Here is a 13,661-nt window from a genome sequence, read left to right as displayed (position 1 = left end):
ATTGATAAGGCATATGCTATGCTTTAGTTAAGGATGTTTAACCTTTGAACTATTCTATGAGAGTTACCTTATACAGGGGCGATTATGAGTCCATTTCACAAATAGTCAGAGAGCAACTCAGGCAATTAATGCCGGATAATGAGTTTGCTCAAACTGAATATCTACTGTTTGGTCCGGAATTCATGGCTGAGCCTTTGCGCATTTCTACACCATCAACTCATTTTGATTTTGATCCAGTGCATAAAGGGTATATTGATATTCTTAAAGATGAAATTAAATCGAGTGATGAAAGCCCTGAAAATAAAGAATTAAAAAAACAACAACTTGAAAGTATTATTCTTTTCGGTCAAATTCTGTTTTCTCAATCAGCCAGTCTTCATTTTTTAAATCAATCAACGGTAGAAATTCCTTCCGACGAGGAGGATTCTATTACGCCTAAAATTGAACGATTAAGAGAATTGGTGCAAAAAGAAGGCATTCAGACCGAGTCATCCAAGCTGGAGGCTTTAACAAGAAGAAAAGCATTTAATGATGAGTTGAGTGAGCTTAAACGCACCATCAAAGAGTCTTCGTTGCAGGACGAGAGTAAAGCGAAATTATTGGATAATTTGGCAAAAACCAAGGATTTTTATTATCAAGCGAATGATTTTAATTTTAAATATGCTAATAAACCATCGAGAAGTTATTCCAATTTTGTAAATAATTGTGAGCGTATTGGATCAAAAATCGCTTTAACTGCATCACTTATAGCAATTGGAGCAACTGCGCTTTCTTTAATCCCACCCTTGGCTCCGGTGATGGTCCCTATAGCTCTGGGGGCAAGCGCTATATCTATGGCAATTGGCCTACCATTGGCCCTGAAAAAGGTCGGCACAATGATTTATAATATGATTCGATTTGGGGCTGCTCCAACCCCGGCTGAAATAATCACCACTCTTTTATTGGGCACCAGTATGCTTATGGCTGGAGTGAGTGGGGTTATAGGGCAAGCTGTTAATTCAGGCGTTTTATCGAAAACAGCGCTCCTGATAACTAAAGCAGTTACTGCTATAGATAACCTGGCAAAAGCTACAGTGGGCATCGCCGGGCAATTTGTTGGCGAAAAGAAATCGAATAAAGTCGATTTGTATCATTCAGAGCTGGCTCAACTTAATTCTGAAAATGACAGTTCAGAACTTAATGAGCAAGGCGCTCTGGATGCTTTAGATCCATTAACGGCTGAAGTTGCTGATGATAATCAATCGAGTACAGTCAGTTTACACGAGCCAGAGCTGGCTCAACTTAATTCTGAAAATGACAGTTCAGAATTCAATGAGCAAGCCGATCTGGATACTTTAGAGTCACTGACAGCTGAAGTTACTGCTGATAATCAATCGAGTACAGTCAGTTCACTCAAGTCAGAGCTGGCTCGACTTAAGAGTGAAGCTCATTCAGAAGTCAAGGATCAACATACTCAGGAAGCTGCAAAATCTTCAGAGGGTTTAGATATTGAAGAAACATCAGATATTGACGAGGTTGAACCGCAATTTGCATCCAGACTCTAAAGTAATCCGATACGTTAATTGGAAGGGCGAGAATCCATACATTCATTGAGCACAATTCTGCATTGCTCAAAATATCTTCGCTATAGTCATTTTGATTAAACTTCGTACTTACATAAAGAACAAAAGCCAGTCTATGCTGAGACAAGTATTGATTTATTTTGAGTTAGCGTGTCTTTCTTTGCTTCCAATCATTGATTGAATCTGCAGTAGTTTTAACCATAGAGAGAAATTAATGATTGAAGTTTTTAAGATAAATAGGTACTGTAATAAAGTAAGACATTTTGCCAAAAATAATCAAGAATTGGTAAGTCTTTTATGCTAATTCCTGATTGAAGCAATTGAGTCTTTTTAAGGATACAGGACTCTTATGCTCATAGTACTCTTATGAGACATAATGGCGATTCAAGGAGAGAGCAATGATGGGACGATTTACGATTGGTCGAATGGCTTTAAAAAGGACAAACCCTGATAATTCTTCAACTATTCCTGCAAAATCTCTAAATTGCTCAACGACAAATCATCCTTCCACGATCATACCCAAGACGAAAGAAACGATTAAAATAGAGAGCGATAATACCCTTGATGCAAATAATCATCACACTAAAAATCCTGGTTCCAAAGGTTTTAGCCAGTTAAAATCTGAAGAACATAAACTGTTTTATCACAGAAAACGAGTGCGCTCCAGTTACAGTGACAATTACAGTGCCGCACTTGCATTGCCTTATTCCAGTTTTGAATTGGAAAAAAGGCAGAATGATCGAAATGCCTTGTTGGTCTTGTCACGAGACAGCATTATCGAACACGCTAATCGTCGGGTTGATCTCTTTTTTTATACTATAATTGCCTATTATCGAACAGGTATCATCCCAACAATTGGTCACACCAGTCTGCAGCATGGAAGAGGGCGGACTGTACTCAAAGAGGGGAGAGATTTCAATTTAACTCAGGCTTGCCATAGTAGTTTTACACCATCATTAGTCGATGAAACCATTTACCAGACTATTCCACTTGTAGGAAAAAATAAAAGCTTGCTTTCAGGAACACATTTAATGGATAGTCTGAACTCAACAGTAGAATTACCTCCTTTCGTTAATAAACTGGATGATGTTCTCGAGAGTATGTGCAGGCAAAAATCGTTGGAACTGATAGCTAAAACCTCGCTCGGTTCGCTGAATCCAATTACTGGTTTGACTGTTTTTCTTAAAATGATGAGAAGTGCATTGACGGAGCTGAAACAGTCTGCATCCCGGCAAGCACGGTCAGCATTAGTACACCATTCTTTGTCAGGACAAAACCATATCAATCCCCAATTGATCAATCTGGTGATGAGAGGAACGTTGCATACTACTTATTCGCCTGAAACAGAGTCCGTGTCTGATGAGTACATTCAATTGTTACTTAGGTTGATGCCTGAAGAAAAAGCGCTATGTGAACGAGATAAGGAGACCAGGATAACCTTATATCTCGATAAAATTGCGGATTTGCAGAAAGAAATTCTGGAGGCCAAGAGTGAATGCTCCAATTCTGCATCCTAAGCCTCCAGGCCGAGACTCAGTTACAGATGAGGTTTGCAGTCGACATCCAAACTGTCAACGCGTTCTGGGTGGTTTTTTGGGGTAATCATCATCGATGTATGAGTATTGGGCTTTCTTGATATAAAACAAAGGAAAAGAACACCCATACTAAAAATCAGAAGATATAATAAATCCCAATATAGGGGGATTTGATGCGTGCCTCCGTAATTTCCATAATGTGAAAACAGCCCCAAACCCACGAGATAAAGCAAAAGCCAGATTGCGTGTCGAAAATCCAGTTCATGAGGTGATTTTTTAACGACGCGTGAATAAAACAGATAAAAAAACAAACAAAGGCAAGTTAGTGCCAATAGTTTTTGAATACTGCCGACACCGGACCAATACACTCCAACAGTACAAATATAAAAACCGGCTATTCCAATTAATCCACTGAATCTAAGGCGAAAGGGCCTTGGGTAAGACGGTAATTGTTGACGTAAACAAACCAGACTGATAGGACCAACAGCGTAACTAATCATGAGTACTGCTACTAGAAAAGCAGAGATTTCCTGCCAGCCATGCAGTAAAAACGACATGACGGCTGCGAGGAGGAAATTGATAATCAGGCTGACCCAGGGAACCTGGTACTTATTGATTCTGGAAGTAATCGAGGGCGCTGCCCCGGTAGTTCCCATACTGGCTAACATATGCGCTGCGGTGGTGCTGTATACTAGCCCGGTTGAAAATGGTGATAAAAATGCATCAAAATAGAGTAAAACACTTAGCCATGTTAATCCGGCAAGAGTTACCAAAGCTGCGAAAGGTCCTGCATCGCCAGCAAAAGATAGCTTTGCCCAACCCCGGGTAAGGGACTGTCCATCCAAACTGCCAATAAATGCCCACTGTAAACCAGTATAAAGTAAGGTGGTTAGCACGATGGATGCGAAAATAACCAGGGGAACGTACTTTCCAGGTTGATCTATTTCTCCCATCATAATAATGATTTGACGAAACCCTAAAAGAGAGAAGAGAACCCCACCACTTGACATTGCTCCCATCACACCTTCCCAACCATAGGGCATGAACCCTCCATATTGAGTAAAATTTTCAGCGTGATAGTTTGTATAGACCAACGCTATTATAGTAATAGAGGGGATGAATAGTTTCCAGAATGTAAAACCTGCATTTATCCGGGCAAATACGTTAAGGCCAAAATAATTAAAGAAAACGAAACACAGTAACAACACGATATTAATCAGGGATCCAACGGGTGTATTGTGGTAATGAGTGCCAAAGGGAATAACCAGGCCAGGTATGTAATTGCTGGCATATTGGACTAATCCTTGTGTTTCGATAACAGGAATTATGGCAAGGGAAATCCATCCCAGACCACTTATCATGACGCTGGTTAATCTTCCGTGAGTATAAAGGGGAAGGCTTGCAAGCGCATCAGACTGAGGGAACATGGTACCAATTTCAGCATAGGATAAAGAAAGAATTAGCAGTAAAAAACCTGCAATTGGCCAAGCAAAAATCGCAGCAGGCCCAGCAAACTGTGCGGAGTATAAGGTACCGAACAACCATCCGGAACCGATAATACTGGTAAAGGATATCCATAATAAACCTAAAGGACTGAGTCTTTTGTTCATATAAGTGTTCTTGTTTCTTAGTTGGTTCATGTCTTGATAAATTCAGTCTAGCATTCCCTTCTTGAATGAAAAACCCCTATCTGTTTATTAAGAGAAGTCAAGTCGACATGTTCTAAATAAAATTGGATAACTCTCTATGCTGAATTCGGGATTGATATAAAAAACTTTTCAAATGAATGATTTGTGTTTCAATTCAGCCTATACTTTGGTTAATGACGTCTAAAGGGTAACTGCATAGGTTATCACTCAAATGAATAATTTAAACAGTGAGCAAATGGAAGTTAGCAAGCAGGATCTGTTTAACTACTACGGGGATTTTTTTCTGTTGCCATTAGTTGGGTTCGCTGATGCTTTTTACATATATGAGTATTCGCAATTTGATTTCTTTGTATTCTTAAGTTTTTTTATCGGATTTTTTGTATATGGGGGAGTGCTTGAATATGGATTTCATCGATTCATATACCACGGACGACTTAAGAGCATTAAGAGGATGCATTTAATTCATCATAAATTTCCTCAAGCCTATGTTTCTTCTCCTCCCTATGTGACTGCAATTTTGTTATTAATTTTTCATTTAATCTTTTTGTATTTATTAGGATATCAATTAGGCTGTGCATTTGTAGGAGGAATAGCTTTTGGCTATTTTTGGTATATTACCATTCATCATATGATCCATCATGTGGATAGCGATCGATTTGTGATTTTAAATCATTACAAAAAAGAACATCAGATTCATCATGAGCATGCAAAGCAAAATTACTGTGTGAGTCAACCTTTCTGGAATAGTCTTTATCGATTATTTTGATTGTATTGATAATTAGCTCCCTTCTCAACCGAATTCCCGCGGCTATGACCGCGGGATCCATGACGGTGGCACTATCTCCCATTTCCTACTGCTGTGTCTGCTACTGAAGCGGGTTCTTTATGTTGGTGATGAGAGCGACGATGCTTTCTCTGCCCTCCATGCAGTCCAAATTTGCTAATATGAGTAGCGTGTTTCATATCTGTTTCTTCAGCCCCGTCATGTTTCGGTTTTGATGACGCTGGTTGAGAAGATTTTTGTGCTGGAATTGCTTGCTCTATACGTTTTATTTCATTCCCTTGTCTTTTTAATAGATCTTGATATTGTTGATGGATGTGAGCAAATTGTTCCTGGGCGAGAAGTAATTCATGATTCCTGTTCTCAATTCGTTGCGTTACATCTTCAAAACTTTTTTCTCTGTTCGTTACAAACTCATTTAACTTGGATTGAAAGAGCAGTCTTTCGTCTTCGCTTTTTATTGATTGATCGGCATAAGTTTCAACGACTCTTTGTAAGGATAAAGCAACTGTATTAATATTTTGCAATTGTTGCCCCATTTCAAGCTGTACTTGTTTTAACTCCAATGTTTTTTGACTTAACTCCTGTTGATTCTTTTCAAAAGCCTGAGCCACTTCTGCTAATTCTGTTTTAATTTCCTCATGCCTCCTGGTTTTTTCCTCCAGGCTGAGCTTGAGCTCCTGATCGGTTTGCTCCAGGCTCTGTTGTATGGCTCTTAGTTCTTGTTCTGTTACCTTGAGTTTCTCCGCTTGACTCGTTAGATCTGCTACCTTGGCTGATAAATTAGTAATGGCCAGGCTTAGTCGTTCATTTTCCTTTTGCAATTTCCCTATTTCACCGGCTAATTGAAGACCCAGGTGATCCATGGTCTCGATGACATTGACCAAAGAGTCAGCCAAACCTTTCATGCTGTCTTTCAAAAGATCGGTAATTTGTTCATCACGCTGGTAATGATTATCTAAAATAATACTGCTTGGTACAAACGCAATAAGGGTCAAGGCGCTGAGAGTGATAAGCATATAGATTTGTAGTGCAATACCTAAAATCAGCGTCGGAGCGATCAGAACAGTACCCAAGCCAATTTTTTGCCAGAGAGGTACTTTTCCCCAGATAAGCGCTGCTCGTGTCAGCATGCTTTGATTTTTTGCCATATTATCGATTATTGAATTAATCAGGTTTTTAATTTCGGCAACATTGGTATGATTTTTTTCCAATTCCTTTAGAGATTTGTTTATTTTTTCAGCATCTATGATGGCAGATGATTGCTCAAAAATGTCTTCTATTTTCGAATAGGATTCCTGGGTATCGCGTATCGTGTCATCAGAGGAATGAATGATTTCGGCTTCATTATTGGAAGGGGCGGCATTAAGAGTAGAATCCAATTCTATATCAACGTTTTTATCATTACTAACCGGAGTGTCTGTCATATTCGCTATCCTTATATTTTATAGTGACCACGTGGAATTGCAGTCAAATCCTGGACTGGTTAATTCTTTTGATTCTATCGGATAAATTTAAGGCAGTCATTGTTTTATTTAATCGAATAATTCTTTTTTATTACTCCTTGATTTCATTGATTTTTTGCGTGAATCAAAACATCTTGTGAACTCAAGGAGCTGGATTAAGTCGCTTAAGACTCGGTTACTTTTGATTGGTTTAACAATCGATTGGTATAGGCAATAGCTAAAGCAGAAATGATTAAGGTAATATGGATTAGCACTTGCCACATTACTGAAAAATTACCAAGTTTGGTCGGGTCAATAAATGTCCGTAATAAATGAATGGATGATATACCTATCAGAGACAGGGCTAATTTAATTTTCATTGCTCCAGCATCCAGATGATCCAGCCATTCGGGTTGATCAGGATGAGAATCGAGTTGCAGATGTGATACAAAGGTTTCATATCCTCCCATAACCACCATAATCAGGAGGTTTGCTATCATTACTACATCTATCAAATCCAGGACACCCAGCATGATTTGAGTGTCATCAAAACCATTTAGATGAATAATTAATTCAAATAGCTCGCCAATAAACCGATAAACATAAGCAGCTAATATAAGAATAAGGCCAAAATATAGGGGAAGTTGCAACCATCTTCCCATGAAAATCAAATTACTGATACCGCGTTTAATATTATTCATACTTACCTGATGAAATCCTGATGCAAACTCATTTTATGAATAGTAATCCTTCCTGTAACTTTTGTTAATACCTTAGTCGTATGTGATACCAACAAAGGACAGTTTATGTGCTGAATGTGTATCAGCAGTCAGTTAAGTCAAAGAAAACCAGAGCAAAATTAAATTTTAAACAGTGTAAATATTGCGTAAAGAACGTATTGATTAAGTTTTTCTTAATTTTGAGGGACCAAATATGATCTAAAATGAAGTTATATTGAGCATTTCATGCGCTGATGGGCAGAGGATGAATCATGACTAAAATAGTTTTTTGTTTTGCTGGAACTGGTGATCCAGGCGATGGCTACGCGAGTGGCGTAGAATCTTCTACTCCATTTGATCCCAATGTTATACGCGTCTACATGCGAGGTTGCGATCATGAGAATGTTGGTAACGGGTTTCTAAATCCTGATCTGGATATTGTCTCGAACTCAATAAGACAAGCATTTGATAAAGAAAATCAAACTATAGATCTCGACAAATTGAATGCCTTGATTGGGGATGGTATTTGTCGTATAGAAGGCCCAACTCACTATAGGAATCCGAAAATTACCGATATTGGCTTACAAGGATTTAGTCGAGGTGCTGTCACGACCTTTGCTGCGGCAAAAAAACTCGATGATCTGAATATACCGATGGACATTATTGCCAATCAGCCGGTTCCAGGACAAATTGCTGAATTTGTGCCAGGTTCTCTTTATTCTAAACATCATGATTTGACCAAGTGTAAGAATATTCGATCCGCTACTACTTTTTTGGCCTCCCATAATTTGGAAAATGGAGTGGTTCATAATGCGTTTTTCCAACAAATGGTTGCAAAATTTCCTGCAACTACCCGAGCCGATACTTTTATAGTACCCCATCAATCTCATTTGGAATGGTTCTCAAGTTCAATTGTTGATACACACATTAGCAATCAATTCCATAAAGCCGGCTATTCAAATGTATCCAGACATTATAGCCTTGAAGATTTGAAAGAGTATTATCGCCGAGCTGATAATTATTTTACACCCAAAGAGTTTTCTCAAAAGGTTTTTGGTCTTGATTTGGCAACTGTTCCCAAAGATCCTGTGTATTTGGAAATGATCCAGCAATTCGCTAAGCAGCTGTTAAATGACGATGGTGCTCAATTATCAGATGATCAAGCAAGTGCTGTTGTAGCTATTTACAAAGTCGATACGTTGACTGATGATCAAAAAAGAGAACAGATGAATTTAGTGCGTCAGGATAGTGACGCAGGAAAAAAATTCACTCAAATTGTTAATAAGACTCATGATGTCATTGAGTATTTATCCCATGTCACTAGAGGGGAGGGGTATCAGCGCTCCGAAAAATCTCAATTGATACACCATCATTCACAGGATTATAGAAAGGAACTCTTTACTAAAAGCTTCGATTATTTGAGTAACCCCAAACCAACCGATGACGATAAAAAATCGTTTCTGGTGGGTGTTAATAACGCAGAAAAAGAGTTTGCTGATAAAGCTCTGAATATTGATAGAGGCACTATGCGTAAAGCAATGAAAATCATTGCGAACACCATATTGCATGTAACCGGATTATTTTTGATTGCCAATACCATCAATCTGGCTACGACAGGTGATTGGTTTTTCTTTAATAAAACCCGTTCAGCAAACGTTGTGAGTGCGGCTTCGAGTGAGATAAAGTCATTGGCCAGTTCAGTACAAAGCACTGCTGAGAAAAGTCAGGATTTCAAAGCCAAACATCAGAGCACTGTAAAGGATGCTGAAAAACCAGAGGATCAACCTGAACAACAAGTAAAAATCAAATAATTGGTGACCTACTTTAGGTTCTGTGGATGCACTTTATTGTTTCTTATTTTTATCAACAGATACCCTATCGCCAGCAAAGCAATAATTAACCCAACCGAAACTAATGGCCTGGTAGCAAACCAGGCTATAGCGGTTGTAATGCCCCAAAGACTCAATCCACAGATAAAGGCGATCAAGCCGGTACCAAAGCCAATGATACTGCCCATGAATGGCAGAACGTCCGCCAGAACAACCAGCGGATTGAGGATTAAGGAACAGCCAGCGATTAACATGATGAAACTCACCAGACGCAAAATCCAGGCTATCATTTTATTTTGGGATTGGGCTTCTTCAATCATCTGATCGGATGAGTGCTGTCCTGTTGTAAGAAGAAAAACTGATTCACCCGCAGGAGCTTGATAAGCCTGGAGCGTAGTTCCGTTTTGTTGGGCTATAATACTGACCGTTTGTGGATAGGCAGCAGTCAGATTAATGCGGATATCACCTGGTTGCGGGGTATCAGGATTTTCCCCTAAATACAATTCGTTATTGAGTAGCTGAACAGGTTTATTATAATGTGATTTTAGGGACTCTTTATTGACCCTGGATAAATCAACCGGTTCATTTATATTAATTTGGTGGATCAATTCTTCTGGTAGGATGAAATCTCCCAACGTAACTGATTTGGCATATTGCTTGAACGATTGGAAGGGCATGGATTCAGGATTTTGATGTCCTTGGGGGTTTTTAAATTGTGCGCTGTTAATTAGATTACTCGACCATATTTTGTTATATGAATAGGTTTTCGTTTGTTTTTCTGAGCCACCCATTTGGGATTCAGTTTTAGTTTCGGTTTTTTCTTCCCATTGATACATCTCTACTTGTCGATAGAGGTTGATCGCATTAACAGTTACATCCAGTAACGTATCCTTCAATTGATCATGTGTTGTTGCTAAACCACTTAAATACACTACTTTCAAATTGTTTTGATTATTAATCGGAGATGCAGGTACTGATATGAGGATTTTATGGGCTTGCTCAAGGGATTGGGCTGTGTGTAAACTATGTCGCTCATTCCAGAAAATAAGCACGATAGCGCCAATAATTAGCCCTATTCCAAGCAAAATTCCTACAAAAGCATCCTTAATTCGACTCCACCAGGAGCGAGTTGTGATTTCTTCAGTCATGCGGACCAACTCCTTTTTAAGAAAATCCTTCTTTTATTATTTTTAATGATAGTGCTACTTTAAGGAAAAAGTTACTGCCAAAGTTAATTTTCTATTCAATTGTATTTCGTTTCAAAGGGAGTACGTTATACTTAATCTAAATATTCCACTCTAAGGATTTTGTGTGACTGCTTCATTACATCAATATTCTTCCTTACCTGAATTAATTGAGTTGGGTGAAGAAGGCCTAAAAGGAGTTTTTGAAGAAATCACTAATGGAATAACTGTAACTAATGAACGCTCGCAGATTCTTTATGTTAATCGCGCCTTTACCTCCATAACGGGATATGAAGCTCATGAAGTACTAGGAAATAATCCCGGAATGTTTCACTCTGGCCGGCATGATAAACAGTTTTATCAGGATATGTGGGGCGCTTTAAACAAATACGGTCGTTGGCAGGGGGAGATCTGGAATCGGCGTAAGTCGGGTACTGTAGTTCCTGAACTTTTAACGATTACCAAGATAGTGAATTCAAAAAAACATATTTTTTATATAGGTATCTTTTCTGATATTTCATTTCTTGTTCAAGAAAACGAAATGAAAATAAATCTTGCTCTGCATGATCCATTAACCAAATTATGCAATCGTACTTTATTAGAAGACCGATTTCATACCATTCAAAATGACTACAAACGCCGAAGCACCGAAGTACGTTTTAAAAATAAACAAGTGGCATTGCTATTTATTGATATGGACTATTTTAAAGAGATCAATGATGAGCATGGCCACTTGGTTGGTGATTCGGTTTTAATTTTTGTTGCTCAGATCTTAAAAAAATGCGCTCGAAGTAATGATACCGTTGCTCGTATTGGTGGTGATGAGTTTGTCGTTATTTTATCCGATATTACTAAAAATGATCATGTAGAAGGATATTGTACGAGAGTACAGCAAGAACTTGAGAGTGGAATAATCATTAAGAATGAGCTTTTTATTCCTAAACTGAGCATTGGCGTCAGTTTGTTTCCGACTGAAGCAACACGATTTGATAAACTCATCGCTTATGCCGATAAAGCGATGTATCATTCAAAAAAAACAGGCAAATATTTAACATTTTATTCCGAGTTGCACCAATAAACTGGTTGCATTTGAAGCGGCATGACGTGCTACAATACATCATCAATAATAAATGAAATCAGTGACTTGATTCGATATATTATGCCTTCTCTTAATACACTACTAAAAACTTGTTCCAACAAAAATGAAAAACTTGATTTAATATCTGAGGTGTTTGAACGGATTAAGTTGAAAGTTGATGAAGTACTTATTTTTGGTGCGTGTAATAGTGAGGTTGCCATAAGAGCACGAACCAGGTATTTCGAACAAAAGGAATTGGCAACGCGTAATCATTTTTTCAAAGACAATTCTGAAAATACTGGGTTAAAAGCAATCCCCCTGATCGTGTCGCATTATCCAATATTTGAGATTCCGCCACAATCCATGACAACATCCCCAGAGCAATATTATGAGGCATTATTGAAGACAGGGTACCTTTATGGAACAGGAACATGTGAGATTTTTTCTATAGTTGGCGCTTATTTTATGGCTTTGGAATTTGATTTGGAGTTGTCGTTAGAAACATTATATTCTGACAGCAGTCATACCTACATTAGAGTTCATACCGATCCTGAATTTATTATAGATTTCTGGGGGCCAATGTTTTGTGTTTATGGAGATACTGTTTCCTGGAACGAGTTTTTTGGACAGGATCTGATGCGGGATGAAAAAGCTACAATCAAAACTGAGGTTGCATTTAGCAGTGAGCAACTAATTGACTTGGGAAACAAGATTTTTACACCGGATCATTTAGCGCAACGGTTACTCATTCATCAAGAAATTGAAGAAAAAGCTCAGTTTCAAAGCAGCTCAATTTTGACTGTATGAATCTTAATCGATTCTTTGCGCTTTTAAATTCAAAAGAATGCATTATGATAAGAATGCATTATAATGAACAAATAAATGTTTTAAATTTGCAGTACTTATTAAAAAATGCAGAAATACTAAAAAACGCTTGACAGTTTTGAGGTAGCTCTTTAAACTGCGAACCTTATTTTGGGGCTATAGCTCAGCTGGGAGAGCGCTTGCATGGCATGCAAGAGGTCGGCGGTTCGATCCCGCCTAGCTCCACCATCAACATCTTGGTATGTTGATGGTAAAATAGTTCAGGGTCCCCATCGTCTAGAGGCCTAGGACACTGCCCTTTCACGGCGGTAACAGGGGTTCGAATCCCCTTGGGGACGCCATTATTTGGTGTTGTGTAGTTGTTAGTAGTAAAGTTATAATATAAGTTCCAGGTCCCCATCGTCTAGAGGCCTAGGACACTGCCCTTTCACGGCGGTAACAGGGGTTCGAATCCCCTTGGGGACGCCATTTTAACCAACTGGTTTTACGGTTCAAATGACATCATATAATCAGGGTCTTTCCCAATTACGGGGGAACTCAGACCTAACAGCACAGCCCCCCCCCTAAAACAAGTTCTGTAATTTTCAAAGTTACGAAAGTCATAAGCTCTTCTTGGTATTAACTTCATCTTTCTATGAAACCCTTCTGTAATCCCATTAGACTTCCTAAAAAAAAACTGTCATGCCCGCGCAGGCGGGCAACCATTTTGCATTCGACACTGAGGTAAATTGAGATAGCTCGCTGACCTGCAATTTTGGTAACACAAGGAAGACTTGGCTGAAAGATTCACCCATAGGTATTATGTTCATCATTTGGATTACTATGAAATTCACGTTGATGTTTATGAAGCTATAACCAGAGAAAACTTATCAAGAAATGGAACCGTCAATGGAAAATTAATCTCATTGAGCAAAACAATCTTCAGTGGCTTGACCTTGTCATCGGTTTATTTTGATGGATGGTTGCCCGCCTGCGCGGGCATGACAGGATTTTTTGTCATGTACCGAGATAAGTTAAAGTCAAAACTTTGAATATATGTTCTTTTTTTCAAATC

General features: G+C 38.6%; 10 protein-coding genes, 3 tRNA genes and 1 pseudogene. 9 read left to right on the top strand and 5 right to left on the bottom strand.

The window, feature by feature from the left end; all coding sequences use genetic code 11:
* Positions 1-44: 44 nt before the first annotated feature.
* Entirely contained in the window at positions 45-1,544 is a 1,500-nt protein-coding gene (locus G543_RS17325) for a hypothetical protein (RefSeq protein WP_133141376.1), read from the top strand.
* A 416-nt stretch (positions 1,545-1,960) separates the two neighbouring features.
* A complete protein-coding gene (locus G543_RS0106830) occupies positions 1,961-3,079 on the top strand; it encodes a hypothetical protein (protein ID WP_028383861.1) in 1,119 nt (372 codons plus the stop codon).
* Between the two features lie 20 nt (positions 3,080-3,099).
* Here G543_RS0106830 and G543_RS17320 read toward each other — a convergent pair whose 3' ends face one another.
* Positions 3,100-4,707, bottom strand: a complete 1,608-nt coding sequence (locus tag G543_RS17320) for an APC family permease (protein ID WP_065236038.1) — start codon at positions 4,705-4,707, stop codon at positions 3,100-3,102.
* A gap of 250 nt (positions 4,708-4,957) precedes the next feature.
* Between G543_RS17320 and G543_RS0106820 the strand changes: the two genes are divergently transcribed.
* Entirely contained in the window at positions 4,958-5,512 is a 555-nt protein-coding gene (locus tag G543_RS0106820; RefSeq protein WP_028383860.1) for a sterol desaturase family protein, read from the top strand.
* A gap of 71 nt (positions 5,513-5,583) precedes the next feature.
* On the opposite strand, the gene G543_RS17315 is transcribed toward G543_RS0106820, so the two are convergent.
* Together G543_RS17315 and G543_RS0106810 are read right to left on the bottom strand one after the other, a co-directional pair.
* Positions 5,584-6,954: a LegC2/C7 family Dot/Icm T4SS effector gene (locus G543_RS17315; RefSeq protein ID WP_051190622.1), complete on the bottom strand. Its 1,371-nt coding sequence runs from the start codon at positions 6,952-6,954 to the stop codon at positions 5,584-5,586.
* A 203-nt stretch (positions 6,955-7,157) separates the two neighbouring features.
* Positions 7,158-7,673 carry a TIGR00645 family protein gene (locus G543_RS0106810; RefSeq protein WP_028383859.1) on the bottom strand — a complete coding sequence of 172 codons (516 nt, stop codon included), beginning with the start codon at positions 7,671-7,673 and terminating at the stop codon, positions 7,158-7,160.
* 290 nt (positions 7,674-7,963) lie between these two features.
* On the opposite strand from G543_RS0106810, the gene G543_RS0106805 reads away from it, so the two are divergent.
* Complete coding sequence (locus G543_RS0106805) at positions 7,964-9,502, top strand: hypothetical protein (RefSeq protein WP_028383858.1); 1,539 nt, start codon at positions 7,964-7,966, stop codon at positions 9,500-9,502.
* Between the two features lie 8 nt (positions 9,503-9,510).
* Here G543_RS0106805 and G543_RS0106800 read toward each other — a convergent pair whose 3' ends face one another.
* The gene (locus tag G543_RS0106800; protein WP_028383857.1) at positions 9,511-10,668 is read right to left on the bottom strand and encodes a TMEM43 family protein; all 1,158 of its coding nucleotides are present in this window, start codon (positions 10,666-10,668) and stop codon (positions 9,511-9,513) included.
* 163 nt (positions 10,669-10,831) lie between these two features.
* On the opposite strand from G543_RS0106800, the gene G543_RS0106795 reads away from it, so the two are divergent.
* From G543_RS0106795 to G543_RS0106770, 5 genes are all read left to right on the top strand, one after another.
* The gene (locus G543_RS0106795) at positions 10,832-11,782 is read left to right on the top strand and encodes a GGDEF domain-containing protein (RefSeq protein ID WP_028383856.1); all 951 of its coding nucleotides are present in this window, start codon (positions 10,832-10,834) and stop codon (positions 11,780-11,782) included.
* A gap of 21 nt (positions 11,783-11,803) precedes the next feature.
* On the top strand, positions 11,804-12,589 hold the full coding sequence (locus G543_RS0106790) for a hypothetical protein (RefSeq protein ID WP_133141377.1): 786 nt from the start codon (positions 11,804-11,806) through the stop codon (positions 12,587-12,589).
* Positions 12,590-12,759: 170 nt separating this feature from the next.
* Positions 12,760-12,835, top strand: a tRNA-Ala gene (locus G543_RS0106780).
* Positions 12,836-12,872: 37 nt separating this feature from the next.
* Positions 12,873-12,948 (top strand) — tRNA-Glu (locus G543_RS0106775).
* A gap of 51 nt (positions 12,949-12,999) precedes the next feature.
* A tRNA-Glu gene (locus tag G543_RS0106770) sits at positions 13,000-13,075 on the top strand.
* 106 nt (positions 13,076-13,181) lie between these two features.
* Here the strand turns inward: G543_RS0106770 and G543_RS18675 are convergent.
* Positions 13,182-13,277, bottom strand: a pseudogene (locus tag G543_RS18675) (transposase); the annotation flags it as partial.
* Positions 13,278-13,661 lie beyond the last annotated feature (384 nt).

This window comes from Legionella moravica DSM 19234 (assembly GCF_000423305.1).
GTDB classification, from domain to species: Bacteria; Pseudomonadota; Gammaproteobacteria; order Legionellales; family Legionellaceae; genus Legionella; species Legionella moravica.
This window is presented reverse-complemented; position numbering and strand designations above follow the sequence as displayed.

Coding starts and splice junctions, on each gene's coding strand:
- G543_RS0106810 (WP_028383859.1), bottom strand. CDS start 7,673: ATGAATAATATTAAACGCGGTATCAGTAATTTGATTTTCATGGGAAGA.
- G543_RS0106820 (WP_028383860.1), top strand. CDS start 4,958: ATGAATAATTTAAACAGTGAGCAAATGGAAGTTAGCAAGCAGGATCTG.
- G543_RS0106830 (WP_028383861.1), top strand. CDS start 1,961: ATGATGGGACGATTTACGATTGGTCGAATGGCTTTAAAAAGGACAAAC.
- G543_RS0106805 (WP_028383858.1), top strand. CDS start 7,964: ATGACTAAAATAGTTTTTTGTTTTGCTGGAACTGGTGATCCAGGCGAT.
- G543_RS17320 (WP_065236038.1), bottom strand. CDS start 4,707: ATGAACAAAAGACTCAGTCCTTTAGGTTTATTATGGATATCCTTTACC.
- G543_RS0106800 (WP_028383857.1), bottom strand. CDS start 10,668: ATGACTGAAGAAATCACAACTCGCTCCTGGTGGAGTCGAATTAAGGAT.
- G543_RS17315 (WP_051190622.1), bottom strand. CDS start 6,954: ATGACAGACACTCCGGTTAGTAATGATAAAAACGTTGATATAGAATTG.
- G543_RS0106790 (WP_133141377.1), top strand. CDS start 11,804: ATGACGTGCTACAATACATCATCAATAATAAATGAAATCAGTGACTTG.